Annotated in this window: 14 protein-coding genes; 12 read left to right on the top strand and 2 right to left on the bottom strand. The window is 46.3% G+C overall.

The window, feature by feature from the left end:
- Positions 1-115: 115 nt before the first annotated feature.
- On the bottom strand, positions 116-481 hold the full coding sequence (locus ACZ449_RS15090) for a helix-turn-helix domain-containing protein (RefSeq protein WP_464261788.1): 366 nt from the start codon (positions 479-481) through the stop codon (positions 116-118).
- A gap of 166 nt (positions 482-647) precedes the next feature.
- Here ACZ449_RS15090 and ACZ449_RS15085 point away from each other — a divergent pair, with 166 nt between their 5' ends.
- From ACZ449_RS15085 to ACZ449_RS15045, 9 genes are all read left to right on the top strand, one after another.
- On the top strand, positions 648-896 hold the full coding sequence (locus ACZ449_RS15085; protein WP_464261787.1) for a helix-turn-helix transcriptional regulator: 249 nt from the start codon (positions 648-650) through the stop codon (positions 894-896).
- Positions 897-1,024: 128 nt separating this feature from the next.
- The gene (gene ilvD, locus ACZ449_RS15080; RefSeq protein ID WP_464261786.1) at positions 1,025-2,674 is read left to right on the top strand and encodes a dihydroxy-acid dehydratase; all 1,650 of its coding nucleotides are present in this window, start codon (positions 1,025-1,027) and stop codon (positions 2,672-2,674) included.
- Positions 2,675-2,714: 40 nt separating this feature from the next.
- The gene (locus tag ACZ449_RS15075; protein WP_464261785.1) at positions 2,715-4,244 is read left to right on the top strand and encodes a gluconokinase; all 1,530 of its coding nucleotides are present in this window, start codon (positions 2,715-2,717) and stop codon (positions 4,242-4,244) included.
- Positions 4,245-4,270: 26 nt separating this feature from the next.
- Complete coding sequence (locus ACZ449_RS15070) at positions 4,271-5,221, top strand: phosphoglycerate dehydrogenase (protein ID WP_464261784.1); 951 nt, start codon at positions 4,271-4,273, stop codon at positions 5,219-5,221.
- Between the two features lie 74 nt (positions 5,222-5,295).
- Complete coding sequence (locus ACZ449_RS15065; RefSeq protein WP_464261783.1) at positions 5,296-6,522, top strand: nickel pincer cofactor-dependent isomerase, group 22; 1,227 nt, start codon at positions 5,296-5,298, stop codon at positions 6,520-6,522.
- Between the two features lie 82 nt (positions 6,523-6,604).
- Positions 6,605-7,825, top strand: coding sequence for an MFS transporter (locus ACZ449_RS15060; RefSeq protein ID WP_464261882.1), 1,221 nt, complete (start codon positions 6,605-6,607; stop codon positions 7,823-7,825).
- Positions 7,826-7,852: 27 nt separating this feature from the next.
- A complete protein-coding gene (locus tag ACZ449_RS15055) occupies positions 7,853-8,500 on the top strand; it encodes a bifunctional 2-keto-4-hydroxyglutarate aldolase/2-keto-3-deoxy-6-phosphogluconate aldolase (protein ID WP_464261782.1) in 648 nt (215 codons plus the stop codon).
- Between the two features lie 458 nt (positions 8,501-8,958).
- Entirely contained in the window at positions 8,959-9,762 is an 804-nt protein-coding gene (locus tag ACZ449_RS15050; RefSeq protein ID WP_464261781.1) for a transposase, read from the top strand.
- A 338-nt stretch (positions 9,763-10,100) separates the two neighbouring features.
- Entirely contained in the window at positions 10,101-11,273 is a 1,173-nt protein-coding gene (locus ACZ449_RS15045) for an RNA-binding domain-containing protein (RefSeq protein WP_464261780.1), read from the top strand.
- 373 nt (positions 11,274-11,646) lie between these two features.
- Here the strand turns inward: ACZ449_RS15045 and ACZ449_RS15040 are convergent, their stop codons facing one another.
- Positions 11,647-12,060: a type II toxin-antitoxin system HicB family antitoxin gene (locus ACZ449_RS15040; RefSeq protein WP_464261779.1), complete on the bottom strand. Its 414-nt coding sequence runs from the start codon at positions 12,058-12,060 to the stop codon at positions 11,647-11,649.
- 360 nt (positions 12,061-12,420) lie between these two features.
- Here ACZ449_RS15040 and ACZ449_RS15035 point away from each other — a divergent pair, with 360 nt between their 5' ends.
- The 3 genes from ACZ449_RS15035 (at position 12,421) to ACZ449_RS15025 (ending at position 14,079) form a co-directional block, all read left to right on the top strand.
- On the top strand, positions 12,421-12,837 hold the full coding sequence (locus tag ACZ449_RS15035; RefSeq protein ID WP_464261881.1) for a GxxExxY protein: 417 nt from the start codon (positions 12,421-12,423) through the stop codon (positions 12,835-12,837).
- Positions 12,838-13,409: 572 nt separating this feature from the next.
- Positions 13,410-13,697 (top strand): nucleotidyltransferase family protein, encoded by a 288-nt coding sequence (locus tag ACZ449_RS15030; protein ID WP_464261778.1) that lies wholly within the window; start codon positions 13,410-13,412, stop codon positions 13,695-13,697.
- The gene (locus tag ACZ449_RS15025; RefSeq protein WP_464261777.1) at positions 13,684-14,079 is read left to right on the top strand and encodes a nucleotidyltransferase substrate binding protein; all 396 of its coding nucleotides are present in this window, start codon (positions 13,684-13,686) and stop codon (positions 14,077-14,079) included. The genes ACZ449_RS15030 and ACZ449_RS15025 overlap by 14 nt, the downstream gene beginning before the upstream one ends.
- Positions 14,080-14,114: the final 35 nt, after the last annotated feature.

Raw genomic sequence — 14,114 nt, 5'->3', positions numbered from 1 at the left:
AACGGTAAAATCCGCTGACCTCATTTTTTCAGGGTATCGTTTGAGAAAGGACAAGGATAAAGGATTATAAAGGGTCTGCGGATAAGTGGAACTCTACGATAGACGAAATTTCTTATTACTTATCTATCTTAGTTTTTTTGCCGTACTTAATTCGCATTAACTCTTTAAATTCTTCTATACGTTCAATTGCCTCTGATGGTAGGTCATCGATTGTTTTTTCTGCTTGGTGGGTGGCGATAGGTGAAATATTATGTTGTTTACGATCAGTAGCAATACCGAAGAGATAGTCGGTGGAAACATTAAGTCGTTTGGCAAGCTCAACTATGATGGTGGCATGAGGTAATCTACCACTTTCCCATTGAGAAACAGTCGATTTTCGCATATTAAACCAATTTCCAACATCCTCTTGTAATAAGCCTTTTTCTTCTCTAAGTTCACGTAACCTTTTACCGAAAAGAATATTTGTACTGTCATTACTCATTTTCATCACCACCTAAAAACATGATATCACAATTAGTGAACAACAAAAATAAAAGTTCACAAAAGAATAACTTTTGCACTAAAAAACATTGACAGTTCATAAAACGTGAACTATAATCGAGTTAACAGAGCGTGAACTGAAGGCGTGTGGGGAGGTGATTATTGCAATGGGGATTTTACAAGAAATTATGATTGTTCATCAATTGAAACCTCTAGAGATGGCAAAAAGACTAAAAGTTAGCAAAAGTTATTTTTCAATGTTATTAAATGGAGAACGACCCATATCAAAAAATATTGCATTAAAACTTAATAATGAGTTTGGCGTGCCGCTAGAGGTTTCACTATGTCTTGAAGTTCACGCTGTGGAAACAAATACTAATAGAATAGGAGAGGATGCAAGAAGGATGACGTACTAATGTTTGGGCATCAGAAAAACACAATTACAAGTCGTAAACGTCTATTGAAGCAAAGACTTGGATTTCTTTATTTCCCGGCAATATAGAAGAAGTCTAGTTCCAAAATCTTTTTAACCAAGGTGATAATCATGAAAACACAGCTTAACCTTTTACCACCCTACCAGCGTGCTATTGCCAAAGGCCACTTAGGCTCAACCGGCATCCGGTATCGTGACCTCGATCGCCCCATCATCGCCGTAGTTAATTCATGGAACGACATTGTTCCCGGTCACTGCCATCTGCGCGAGCTGGCGGAACAGGTAAAAAAAGGTATTTGGGAAGCAGGCGGTTTTCCGCTGGAGTTTAACACTATTGCCCTCTGTGATGGCATTGCCCAGGGGCATGCCGGTATGAAGTATGTACTGCCCAGTCGGGAACTTATTGCCGATTCCATTGAGGCCATGATCCGGGGGCACGGGATTTTTGACGGCATGGTCATGCTGGCTTCCTGCGACAAAATTGTCCCCGCCATGCTCATGGCGGCAGGAAGGCTCAATTTGCCTGCGGTCATGGTGACCGGCGGTCCGATGGTCAACCGTAGTACCCCGGCTGCATCCAAACAAGCGCGCCGGGAATTCCTGCAGGGGAGAATCAATGAAAAATCTCTTTTTGATACCATGCTGGAGTATTATCCGTCTGCCGGGATTTGTCCCTTCCTCGGGACAGCCAACACAATGTGCATAGTAGCGGAAGCGCTTGGCATGACGCTGCCCGGTTCGGCCACGTTTCCGGCGCGGAGTAAGCTGCGGCAAATGCTGTCCTTGGAAACAGGAAAGGCTGCCGTTTCCCTGGTACACAAGGGGCTCAAGGCCCGCGACATTCTGACGAAAGAAGCTTTTGAAAATGCCATTACTGTAGTCCTGGCCATGGGCGGTTCTTTAAACACGGTGCTGCACCTGCCGGCCATCGCTCAGGAATGCGGCCTGGCGGTTACCTATCAAGACTTTGACCGTATCAGCCGGATCACGCCGCTCCTTACCCGGATAGTGCCCAACAGCCAGGAATACACCGTAGCTGATCTTTATCCGGTTGGGGGCCTGCCCACCATTTTAAAAGAACTGCAACCACTCCTGCATACCGATGCTATTACCATAACCAACCAGCCGCTCACGTCCATCCTGGCAAGAGCAGAAAGTGCCGATGGACGAGTCATTCGTCCCTTAAGCCGGCCCTTCGCCGCTGAGGGAGGACTGGCGGTGCTAACCGGAAATCTGGCGCCGGCAGGGGCGATAGTAAAGAGTTCGGCAGTGCCGGCAGAATTATGGGATTTTCAGGGACCGGCCCGCGTATTTGATGCAGAAGAAGAATGTATGACAGCTCTTGCCTCCGGGCAAATTCAGCCCGGTGATGTCATTGTGGTCCGCTATGAAGGACCGGTAGGCGGGCCGGGGATGCGGGAAATGCATCGGCTTACCGAAGTAGCCGCCGGAATCGGACGGGTCGCCATTCTTACGGATGGCCGTTTCTCCGGCGCATCTGCCGGATTGTCCATTGGTTATTTATCACCGGAAGCGGCGAGCGGCGGTCCCATTGCCTGGGTACAAGACGGTGATTGGATTTCCATTGACCTAGAACGGCGGCAACTCAACTGGCAGGTAAGTGAAACCGAACTGGCGGCACGAATGGCCCGGAGTCCGGCGAAATGCGGACAGGCAAGTGAAAGTCTGTTTCTCAATCTCTATCGGCAGCAGGCCGCTTTTGCAGCGCAAGGCGCGGTGAGACGCTGTCAGGACAAATAAGTATAGCTGGCTAAGGGGTGATGAAATGAAAGAATCCATCATGCTCGGGGTAGATATCGGTACAACCGGTATCCGTTCGGCAGCTTACCGGCTGGACGGTAGTTCCACTGCTATTGCTACCGAGGAATACCCGCTGTTTACCGACCAATCCGGGTGTGCGGAACAAGATGCCGATACGCTTGTTATGGCCATGGAGGCAGTGATTGGTAGGACGATGGGTCTATTAGGCGGGGAAGGGGCACATGTAACAGGGATTTCCCTAAGCTCGGTACTCCATAGCTTTTTAGCCATTGGCGAAGATGGCCGGCCTTTAAGTCGGTTGATGACCTGGGCCGATACCCGGGGGCAGATTTACCTCGAAGAGCTTAAGGCCAAACTGGATGCGACCGCTTTGTATCACCGGACCGGTTGTCCGCTCCACCCCATGTATTCCCTGCTTAAAATTTTCTGGCTTAAACAGAAACGGCCGGACGTGTTTGCCCAGACCGCCTGGTTTGGTTCCATCAAAGATTATGTCTTTTACCGTTTAACAGGCAGACGGGTGGTGGACCGGTCTGTAGCCAGCGGCAGCGGTTGCTACAACCTTACGCTTTTAGATTGGGATACCGAAGTATTAGCAACACTGGGCATTACCGCTGACCGGATGATTCCGGTAGTGTCAACCACAACCTGGTATCCGCTGCTGGCGGGAATCGCCAAGCGGCTGGGACTGCCGGCGGGATTGCCTGTCATTATCGGGGCTGGCGACGGCATGCTGGCCAACGTCGGAGTCGGAGCGGTAAAAGCAGGGCAAATCAATATTACCATTGGCACCAGCGGTGCTATTCGTATGGCGGCGGATCAGCCCACAACCGATGCCAAGGGGCGGACTTGGTGCTATAACCTCGCCGATGGCCGCTGGATGCTGGGCGGCGCCATCAACAATGGCGGCATTTCGTTCCGCTGGGTGCGGGATAAGTTTGCCGAAACCGAACAGCGGGTAGCTGAGAAATTAGGCTTGGATTCCTATAGCCTTCTGGCTTCCTATGCCCAGCATGTTCCGGTCGGTTCCAACGGCCTGATCCTCCTGCCTTTCTTTACCGGTGAGCGGGCGCCCTATTGGAATGCCGATGCCAGGGGCGTGTTATTCGGTTTAACCTTGAACCATGACAAGCGTCATATGATCCGCGCCGTTTTAGAAGGTATCTGTTACCGGATGAAAAGCATCCTATTGTCCCTGGAGGAACTTACTGGCCAGGCGCAGGAAATCCGCGTCAGCGGCAGTTTTACCCGTTCTGAGGTATGGCTGCAGATGTTAGCCGACGTGTTGGGCCGTGAAATCTCCCTGCCGGATGTGGAAGAAGGAGCCGCCTTTGGCGCTGCGATTTTGGGATTTTATACGTTGGGTCTGCTGCCGAGCCTCGATGCCGCCGCTGACATGGTAGGCATCAAACGGATTTTCACTCCCAGTGAAAATCATCATCAGACTTATGAAACACTCTACGCTATCTACCAAGACGTCTATTGGAATATACAAGAACAGTTTCATACTATTTCTGCCTTTCAACGCAGCGAACTAGGAAGGCTATGAAAAATGAGGAGAGGAGAGATGAAAATATGGCCGTCATTTTGACAACACCCCGTTCGTTTACCGGCTGCAGCAAAGCGCAGCAGCTCCTTACAGAGGCCGGGCATGAGGTGCGGGTGACAAAACCGGACAAGCCGTATACCGCTAAGGAACTATGTGCCCTGATCCTAGGTGTCGATGCCCTGATCGCCGGTCTGGATGAAATCAATCGGGATGTGATCAGGCAGGGGGCGCCTACGCTTAAGGTGATCGCCCGCAACGGCGCGGGGTACAACAACATTGACCTGGCAGCCGCCCGTGAGGCGGGAGTGGTAGTAACAACCACTCCCGGCGTAAACAGCATTTCGGTTTGTGAATTGGCGTTCGCCTTAATGATCGGGCTGGTCCGCAAGGTCCATGTCATGCATGCTACTATCCGCCGGGGGTACTGGACAAGAGTTCCCGGCAGCGAACTATGGGGGAAAACACTGGGCGTGATAGGCACCGGCGCGATCGGCAGTGAACTTATCCGCCGGGGCAGGGCCTTCGGTATGAACATTCTGGCCTATGATCTCTATCCGAAAGAAGAATTGGTCTGTGACGTTGGGGTGCGTTATGTCGAGTTGGCAGAACTGTACCGGGAGGCGGATGTTCTATCCTTGCATTTACCGGCAAGTGAACAAACCAAAGGCATGATTAATGAAGCGGCTTTCGCACAGATGAAACGGGGCGTCATTCTCATCAACACCGCCAGAGGCGATCTTATCGACGAAAATGCTCTTTTCGCGGCGCTAACAAGCGGTCAGTTGGGTGGGGCCGGACTGGATGCGTTTAATCAGGAACCTTTTACCGATCATCGCTTTTTCGGACTGCCTAATGTATTACTTACGCCGCATAGCGGTTCCTATACCGCTGAAGCGGTGGAGCGAACGCTGGTGGCTGCGGCGGAGGAAGTGCTGCGCGTCTTATCAGATCAGCCGCCGCTCCATGCTATTTCGTGATTTTTTGAAACTGGAAGGAGGGGTGCAGCATGGAAGTGCTGAAAGCATTGCTGGCGGATATTGTGCTGCCGAAAATGGTGCGGGTACGGCAGGAGTTTCCGGGTGACAGGGTCGGCGATCTTGCCGTCAGGCTGAGTGAAGAGTTTGAAAAACCGGGCATCGGTGAGCGGATTAAGCCGGGTCAAAAGATTGCCGTGGCCGTCGGAAGCCGTGGTGTCGCGGATATTGTGACGATAACCAGGGTAGCTGTGGCCCAGATCAAACGCCGGGGAGGAATTCCATTCATCGTCCCGGCCATGGGAAGTCATGGCGGCGCGACAGCCGCAGGGCAACAGGAAATATTGGCTAATCTGGGTGTGACGGAAGCGGCAGTGGGCTGTCCGATCCGGTCATCCATGGAGGTTGTGGAAGTAGGGCGATTGGACAATGGTTTGCCGGTACTAATGGACCGGCTGGCCTATGAAGCAGAGGGTATTGTGGTGATTAACCGGGTCAAGCCGCACACCGCCTTCCGCGCTCCGGTGGAAAGCGGCTTGTCTAAGATGATTACTATTGGACTCGGCAAACAAAAAGGGGCGGATTCCTGTCATGCTTATAGCTTTAAGTATATGTATGAATTCATTGTAAAAATGGCCCAGATCAAAATCGCCCGTACTCCAATTTTGTTTGGCATTGCTACAGTGGAAAACGCCTATGATCAAGTGGCGCTGGTGGAGGCGGTTCCGGCGGAAGCCATTATTGAACGGGATGCGGAGCTGCTAACCATTGCTAAAAAGAATATGCCGTCGATTTTGTTTGCAGACATGGATGTACTTATTGTGGATTACTTAGGAAAAAACATTTCCGGCGACGGCATGGACCCCAATATTACCGGCCGGTATCCGACCCCTTACGCCAGCGGTGGACCGGCAATTAACAAACTGGTGGTGCTGAACCTGACGTCTGAGACGCATGGCAATGCCAATGGCATTGGTGCGGCCGATTTTACAACGGACAAGGTGGAGCAGGCGATGGACCGGGTTGCCACCTATATGAACGGACTGACCTCCACGGTGGTTTCACCGCTCCGGCTGCCGGCGGTCATGGGGTCGGATAAGCAGGCCATGCAAGCGGCGCTTAAAACCTGCAATGCATTTGATCGGACAAAGGCCAGAGTAGTACGCATCCGCGACACGTTGCATTTAGGGGAAATTATGATTTCCGAGGCAGTCTTAAGCGAGGCTCGAAACCTGGAGCATGTTACTATTCTGGGGAGTGCGGCGGATTGGTGTTTTGATGAAAAGGAAAACCTGATGGGATGAATGCGAACAGCAAAGGAGGAGAAAACCGGTGAATAACGTTTTACAAGGCAAGACTCATATCCGTTTCTATATTGGTATCCTCATGTGGTTGGCGATTGTCATTAATTATCTGGACCGCACCGTGATGTCGGCTGCGGCTCCCGCCATCATCCAAGATCTCCATATTGGTCCGGGGGAGATGGGAATCATTATGTCGGCTTTTTTCTGGAGCTATGCCGCTTTTCAGATTCCGGCCGGCTGGTTGGCTGACCGGATCGGCCAGCGGTTATGTTTGGCGGTGTCAGTGCTGTGGTGGTCGCTGGCGACTGCCGTTACCGCTATGGCGAAAACCCCGCTTGGCTTCATTGGAGCCCGTATCTTTATGGGGACAGGCGAGGCGGGTGCTTATCCTTGTAATGCCGGAGTGGCGGCCAAGTGGTTCCCAGACAGGGAGCGTGGCCGGATTACCGCCTTATTTGACAGCGGTTCGAAGTTCGGCACTGCCTTTACCATGCCGCTGGTCGCCTGGACTGTGGCGGTGTATGGCTGGCAGGTTGCCTTCCTGATTTGCGGCGGTCTGGGTATTTTCTGGGTATTTGCCTGGTGGGCTTATTACCGGGACCCGGAAAAACATCAGTCGATCAATGCGGCTGAGCTCCAATATATCCGGGACGGACAGGCGAAAAAAGAAGGGATTGACAAGGTGCAGCCACTGAAATGGTACCAGTTGCTTCGCTACCGGAATGTGGTTGCCATGTGTATCGGTTTCTTCATGCTGAACTATGCCATCTATTTCTTTATTACCTGGTTTCCCACGTATTTGGTGCAAGAGCGGGGCATGACGCTGATGAAAATGGGCTGGATGGCTATGCTGCCGCCCCTCACGGGGATCTTAGCTCAGTGGGCCGGCGGCATTTTTACCGATTATATGTACGCGAAGACCGGATCGCTGAATAAAGCGCGGAAAATAAACCTGGTAGGCGGCATGACGCTGGCGACGTCGATTGCCTTGGCAGGCTTGACGCAGTCAGATGTTGTCGCGATTGCGCTGCTTTGTATCTCGTACGGAGGCTTGGCGTTTGCAGCCAGCGCCATCTGGTGTTTACCCGGTGACATTGCGCCAAGGAATATGACTTCGGTGCTGGGCGGGATACAAAATTGTGTGTCCAATTGCGGCGGTATTTTGGGGCCGATTGTGACAGGGTTTATTATCGCTTCGTCGGGTTCGTTTATTCCGGCGCTGATGGTTTCCGGGGCATGCTGTCTGATTGGGGCGATGGTGTATTTGTTTATGTTGAAGGATATTAAGCCGATTGAGGTGTAGGACGGAAAATGGAGAGGAGGAGTTATTTTGAACAAACAACAAGTGTTGGAACGAATTTTTCGGTCAGGATTAGTAGCAGTGGTGCGGGCCGAGAATGGGGACCAGGCTAAGCATATCGCCGAAGCTTGTCTGGCTGGTGGTGTGCAGGCAATCGAAATTACGTTTACGGTTCCAGGAGCGCATTCTATCATAGAAGAGTTGGCCAAAACGTATTCACCGTCTGAGCTTATTATCGGCGCCGGTACGGTTCTTGACCCGGAAACAGCCCGCATTTCATTGTTAAGCGGTGCGCAGTATGTAGTTTCGCCTTGCTTACATGTCGAGACAGTACGTTTGTGTAACCGTTACCAGGTACCAAGCATGGCTGGCGCGATGACGATTAAGGAAATCGTCGAAGGTATGGAAGCAGGTGCTGATGTGATCAAACTATTTCCCGGTGAGTTATTTGGACCCGCTATGGTCAGGGCGGTGAAAGGGCCTTTGCCACAGGCTCAAATCATGCCAACCGGCGGAGTTAGTGTTGATAATGTGCAGGAATGGATAAAGGCTGGCTGTGTGGCGGTCGGCGCAGGCAGCAGCCTGACCGCCGGTGCCAAAACCGGTAATTATACGGCAATCACGGAAACGGCCAAGCAGTTCCTGGCAGAGATTGTTAAAGCCCGGGGAGTAAAATAAACAAGGGTAACATCAGGTTCAGGCTTGAGTATATAACTCAAGCCTGAACCTGATGCCCTTCCCTTGACAACACAACCGGCTTTTATTTTGTCGGTAGATGTAAGAATAAGAAGACAAAAATACATTTACATTTATTAGGAATAACGGTAAGCTGTAATTAAGTAAAGTGATGTTTGCCTTCATGGTCACCCTATGGACTCATTTAATAAGGGGGTGAGTATTGTGGGGTTTATCACTCTTAAGGACATAATAACAATAGCTGCATCTATTTTAGCAATATTTAAAACCATCATCGAGCTTTGCTCGAACCCGCAAAACAAGAAACGTTCTCGTTCCCGCAGAAAATGTCATCCATAATTGAGCCGTAAGGCTCTTTTTTCATGCTCGTGAAAACCACTGGGGACGGTTCTGATTGACAACGATCTAATTTTGGAATAAAATGGTCTTGGGTGATTTCTATGCCAAGAAATGCTAGGCAACTAAGTAAAACAGGTATTTATCACATAATGTTACGTGGTAATGAACGGAGAGATATATTTTTAGAAGATGCAGATAAATTAACCTTCATAGATTTCTTGTATGCAAAGAAATCTGATGAAGGTTGCTTGTTATATGCCTATTGTCTGATGGATAATCACGTTCATATAGTGGTTAAAGAAGGGTGCAATGGCATCGCTAAGCTTATGAAACGAATTGGAACAAGTTATGTAAAATACTTTAATCAAAAATACCAGCGGGTTGGGCACCTATTTCAAGACCGTTATAAAAGTGAGACTATAGAGAGCGACAGTTATTTCTTAACTGTTATCCGCTATATTCACCAGAATCCTGAAAAGGCTGGTATAGATAGGAGCGAGGCGTATAAATGGAGTAGTTATCAAGCTTACTTAAATGGATCGGGTGTAACACGCTATTTACCGGAGATGACTGAAGTTTTAGGGATGTTCGGGCAGGAGACAGAGATAGCGCTTAATCGATTTCGGCAGTTTCATGCAGAGTATGACGGTGAAGTATGCCTTGATATTCGTAATTGCAATGAACTGGATGAGAAAATAGAGGCTTACGTTCAGCGGTTATTAAATGATATTTTGCAAAGTAATGAACTGACTTTAAAGGATATAGCCAAAAAAGAAAACACGTATATTCTTAAGGAATTTATACTTAAACTAAGGAATGATACTGGTTTGTCAGGAAGAATGCTATCACAGCTAACAGGAATAAATAGAGAAACTATTAGAAGGGCACTACTGACTTTTAGATGAAGGGGGTCAGACATTGCGATTTGTGTTTTATTATGGCGTTATATCAGATTACACGGGGATTTAGGGATATATCGAATGCGAAGGTATATTTTTGCCCTTATTTGACTCCATCTTTTCTCGCGTTAATAATACAATTGTACAATACAACAGGAAGTGGCAGGCGAGATTTTCAAACAGTTAGCTGTTTATTTTATTGAAAAAAATGCAAGGTCTATTATGCAACGGTTATAATATAAAGAAAGATGCTGTTGGTATAATGCTGGCAGCTAATGAGCGTAAGCAATGAAATAATGTATAATAGACGCCAATGACACTTAAGGGTGGGGAGGTAGGAAACCATGGGCGGAGTGGAAATATTAGAAAGAATTGAACTGGGAGAAGGCAGTACTACTCAATTTAAAGAAAATATTACTAATAATGTTGCTCTTGCAGAGGAAATGGTTGCGTTCTCGAATGCGATTGGTGGACTAATTATTATTGGGGTAAAAGATAATGGTGAAATAAAAGGGCTTAGTGCGGAGGATATCAGAAGGCTCAATAATATGGTTTCTAATGTTGCCACAGACCATGTAAAACCACCGATTACTCCTTTAACTAAGACGATCAAGGTTGAAGAAAAAGTGCTATTGGTTATTGATGTAAAGGCAGGTATAAATAAGCCATATTGTACTAATAATGGTGTGTATGTAACTAAGTCCGGTGCTGATAAGCGAAGAATTTCTCAAGAAGAGCTTCAACGTCTTTTTCAGGAATCTCAAAAAATATATGCAGATGAATTGTTGGTGTATGATACAGGAATAAATGATATTGATAATGTGTTGCTGCAACAGTATTACGAAAAAGAATATGGTGAACCATTGACGGAGCAGGAGATTTCCATTTCTAAAATTATGGAAAATTTGTGTCTGGTTAAAGAAGGTCGTCTTACTTTAGCCGGCTTATTATTGTTTGGTAAAACTCCTCAGTTGCGTAGGCCTGTATTCATGGTTAAGGCAATTAGTTTTGTCGGTAACGAAATATCAGGCATATTATATAGGGATAGTGAAGATATAATAGGGAATATCCCCGAGTTATTTAAAAAAAGTATGGGATTTTTGTTGCGTAATCTTCGTAAACTTCAGAATGAGCAGTCATTTAACAGTATAGGCGAACTGGAAATTCCTAAAATTGTATTAGAAGAATTACTAGTTAATGCTCTTATTCATCGGGATTATTTTATTGATGCACCTATTGATATTTTTATTTTTGACAATCGCATAGAACTGGTGAGCCCGGGCAAATTGCCTAATAGTATTAACATTGACAATATAAAATACGGAATATCTGTAATCAGAAATCCGATTATTACCTCATTTGCGGTCAAATTATTGCCTTATCGGGGCATCGGCAGTGGAATACTCAGGGCGCTCAAGAATTATGACAAAATAGATTTTGACAATGACCGGCAAGCCGAGCGCTTTAAAGTTACCTTGTGGCGAAAGACGGATGCCACTAGGAACGGTTCCGGTTGACAACATCCTTACTCCCTTCGTGGAGTCACGGTGCTTATGCATTCAACCGGGACAAAGGGACATGTAGAGACCTATTAGCAGAAGGGTGCAAGGTGAGCCACAAAACTATCTACGTGCAAAATTTTTTATTGCCCAGGAAGAAGGAAATCGCGGTTGTTCGGCTATGGATTTTCAATTGAGGAGAGTCCCTTTTTTTTTACTCTTTTTTAAGATAATTTTGGTTAGGAGAAGCGCGGGGACGTTTCATTTTGTTTCTTTACAGTATGAGAATGGGCTGGGTGTGTGGAGTCTATCATAATAGTCTCCACATTAGCAGATTTCGCAAGTAAAAGCAAGGTAGATAACAAGAGACGTCAAATGGCGGCTCTTAACATTACCGGATACCTAAACGATTTTTTAAAGCAGACTGTAGCTCATGGGAGAAGTTAATCTTTTTCTTTTCGGCCATTTGATTGAGATAATACGGAATGGTCAGTGTCTTTTTGATAGCGCGGGTGTCCAGCTTAGCACGGAAGGCGAGCAGTGATACTTCAACCAAGCCGATGATTTCACCAGGGTATTCACCATGTACGGCGTCAACGGTAGATGGTGAAGGAATCTCTTCATTATCACGCTCGAAACCCCAGAGATGCAAGCCAAGGGCTTCTTTTGCCATGCTGTGGGTATGTTGTAAATCATCACCCATTGAAACACAGCCGGGGAGGTCAGGAAAGAATACGCCATAATGGCCTTGCGGTGCTTTTTCAAAGACAGCGGGAAAAACGTAGGAATCACGGTCTTTAGCCATATAGTAAAACCTCCTTTAGTGGCGGGGCTATTTCGAAAGTCCAGCCTGTTTTAGGATTGACTTTTCTGTTCTGGGGGTAAGGTCGATGTTCATGGAATGAGTTGCAACTGTGATATATTAGTATGCAACACGTGTAAGCACGTGTCAATTGTTTTCGGGTGGTCTGCAATGAGGTTATAATATCTATTACATCTTTTCGTGCTAAAGGCAAATATCGGATTTCTTGAAATGTCAGCAAAATGTATGCTAAGATAAAGGAAGAATGTTGTTTGTTACTGTTGAGGATGTAGGGATTAGGTTTGTTGAACCACAAAGGACACAAAGCGCGCAAAGGGTATACGAAGGGTAGACGTGATTTTGATGTTGCATGAAAAAACAGATGAAAAAATAGAAGCTTTGGCTCATAGTGTTATTGGTGCAGCAATAGAAGTTCATACTGTATTAGGACCTGGTTTTTTGGAAAATATGTATGAAGAAGCACTGGCAAGTGAATTGTCTCTGAGGAAGATTCCGTTTGAACGCCAAAAGAAAATAGGCTTATATTATAAAGGTTGCTCTATTGGCGAACATAGAGTTGATTTACTGGTGGATGGTCAGTTAATTGTAGAATTAAAGGTTGTGGACAGTTTTTCCCCAATTCATACTGCTCAAGTTTTATCGTATTTAAAAGCTACAGATTTGAAATTAGGTTTATTAATTAACTTTAATGTTACTAGCCTTAAAATCGGTATAAAGCGAGTCATAGCAAAAAACATTTCAGTTCTATACCAACCATAAAGAGCGTAAACCCTTTGAGATCTTTGAGTACTTCGGGTACTTTGTGGCAACAATCGTTAAGACAGGCTTGGGTTAGCTTGTGGGATTAAGTTTGTTGAACCACAAAGGACACAAAGAGCGCAAAGGGATATGGAGGGTAGACGTGATTTTGATGTTGGATACCCTTTGAGATCTTTGAGTACTTCGGGTACTTTGTGGCAACAATCGTTAAGACAGGCTTGGGTTAGCTTGTGGGATTAAGTTTGTTGAACCACAAAGGACACAAAGAGCGCAAAGGGATATGGAGGGTAGACGTGATTTTGATGTTGGATACCCTTTGAGATCTTTGAGTACTTCGGGTACTTTGTGGCAACAATCGTTAAGACAGGCTTGGGTTAGCTTGTGGGATTAGGTTTTTTGAACCACAAAGGGCACAAAGAGCGCAAAGGGATATGAAGGGTAGAGTATTAACAGACCACAGGAACGGTTCTGATTGACAATGAAACTAAATTGTAATAAATTGGTTTTAGAGTATGTGCGAGTTTATCAATAGAGTTGTAATAGTAGATAGTAGAGTGTCAAGAGGTAGTTAGATGGATAATGTATTGCTGCAAATAAAAGAAATTTCCAGTAGGTATCATATACAAAAGGTGATTTTATTTGGTTCACGTGCTAGAGGAGACAATTCGCCTGTTAGTGATTATGATATTGCCGTTTTTGGCAAGGATATGTCAGAAAGAGTAAAAGCTGGTTTTTACCTTGATGTTGAGGATATTGATACACTTAAAAAGATCGACATAGTATTTGTTGACGATAAAGTAAGTCCAAGACTTCTAGATAAAATTGCCGACGAGGGGGTTGTTGTGTATGAAGGGGCTTGAAACTAAGCTTGAAAATCTTATCAACGCAAATCTACGATTAAGAGAAGCTGTAATAAAGTTTGCCAATAATAGCGATGATCTTTTTCGGGACGGTTTAATTCAACGGTTTGAGTTTACTTACGAACTGGCTTGGAAAACACTAAAGGAATATTTAGAGTCTATTGGGATAGTAGATAGGAATTCACCGAAGGCTGTTATGAAAGAGGCGTTTGTCCAAAAACTTATAGAGGAAGAAGATACATGGCTTCTTATGTTAAAAGATAGAAATTATACAGCTCACGTATATAACGAAGAGCTGGCATTAGAAATAGCTAAACGTATAACAACGTTGTATGTGGATGAGTTTGGGAAACTGATAAACGTTATAGGACAGAAAGAATAGGTTTTAACAAAAAGTAGGAAACATAAAGATGCTTT

It is taken from the genome of Desulfosporomusa polytropa (assembly GCF_055380075.1).
Note: the sequence above shows the minus strand (reverse complement) of the source record. Positions and strands in the feature narration are given on the sequence as shown.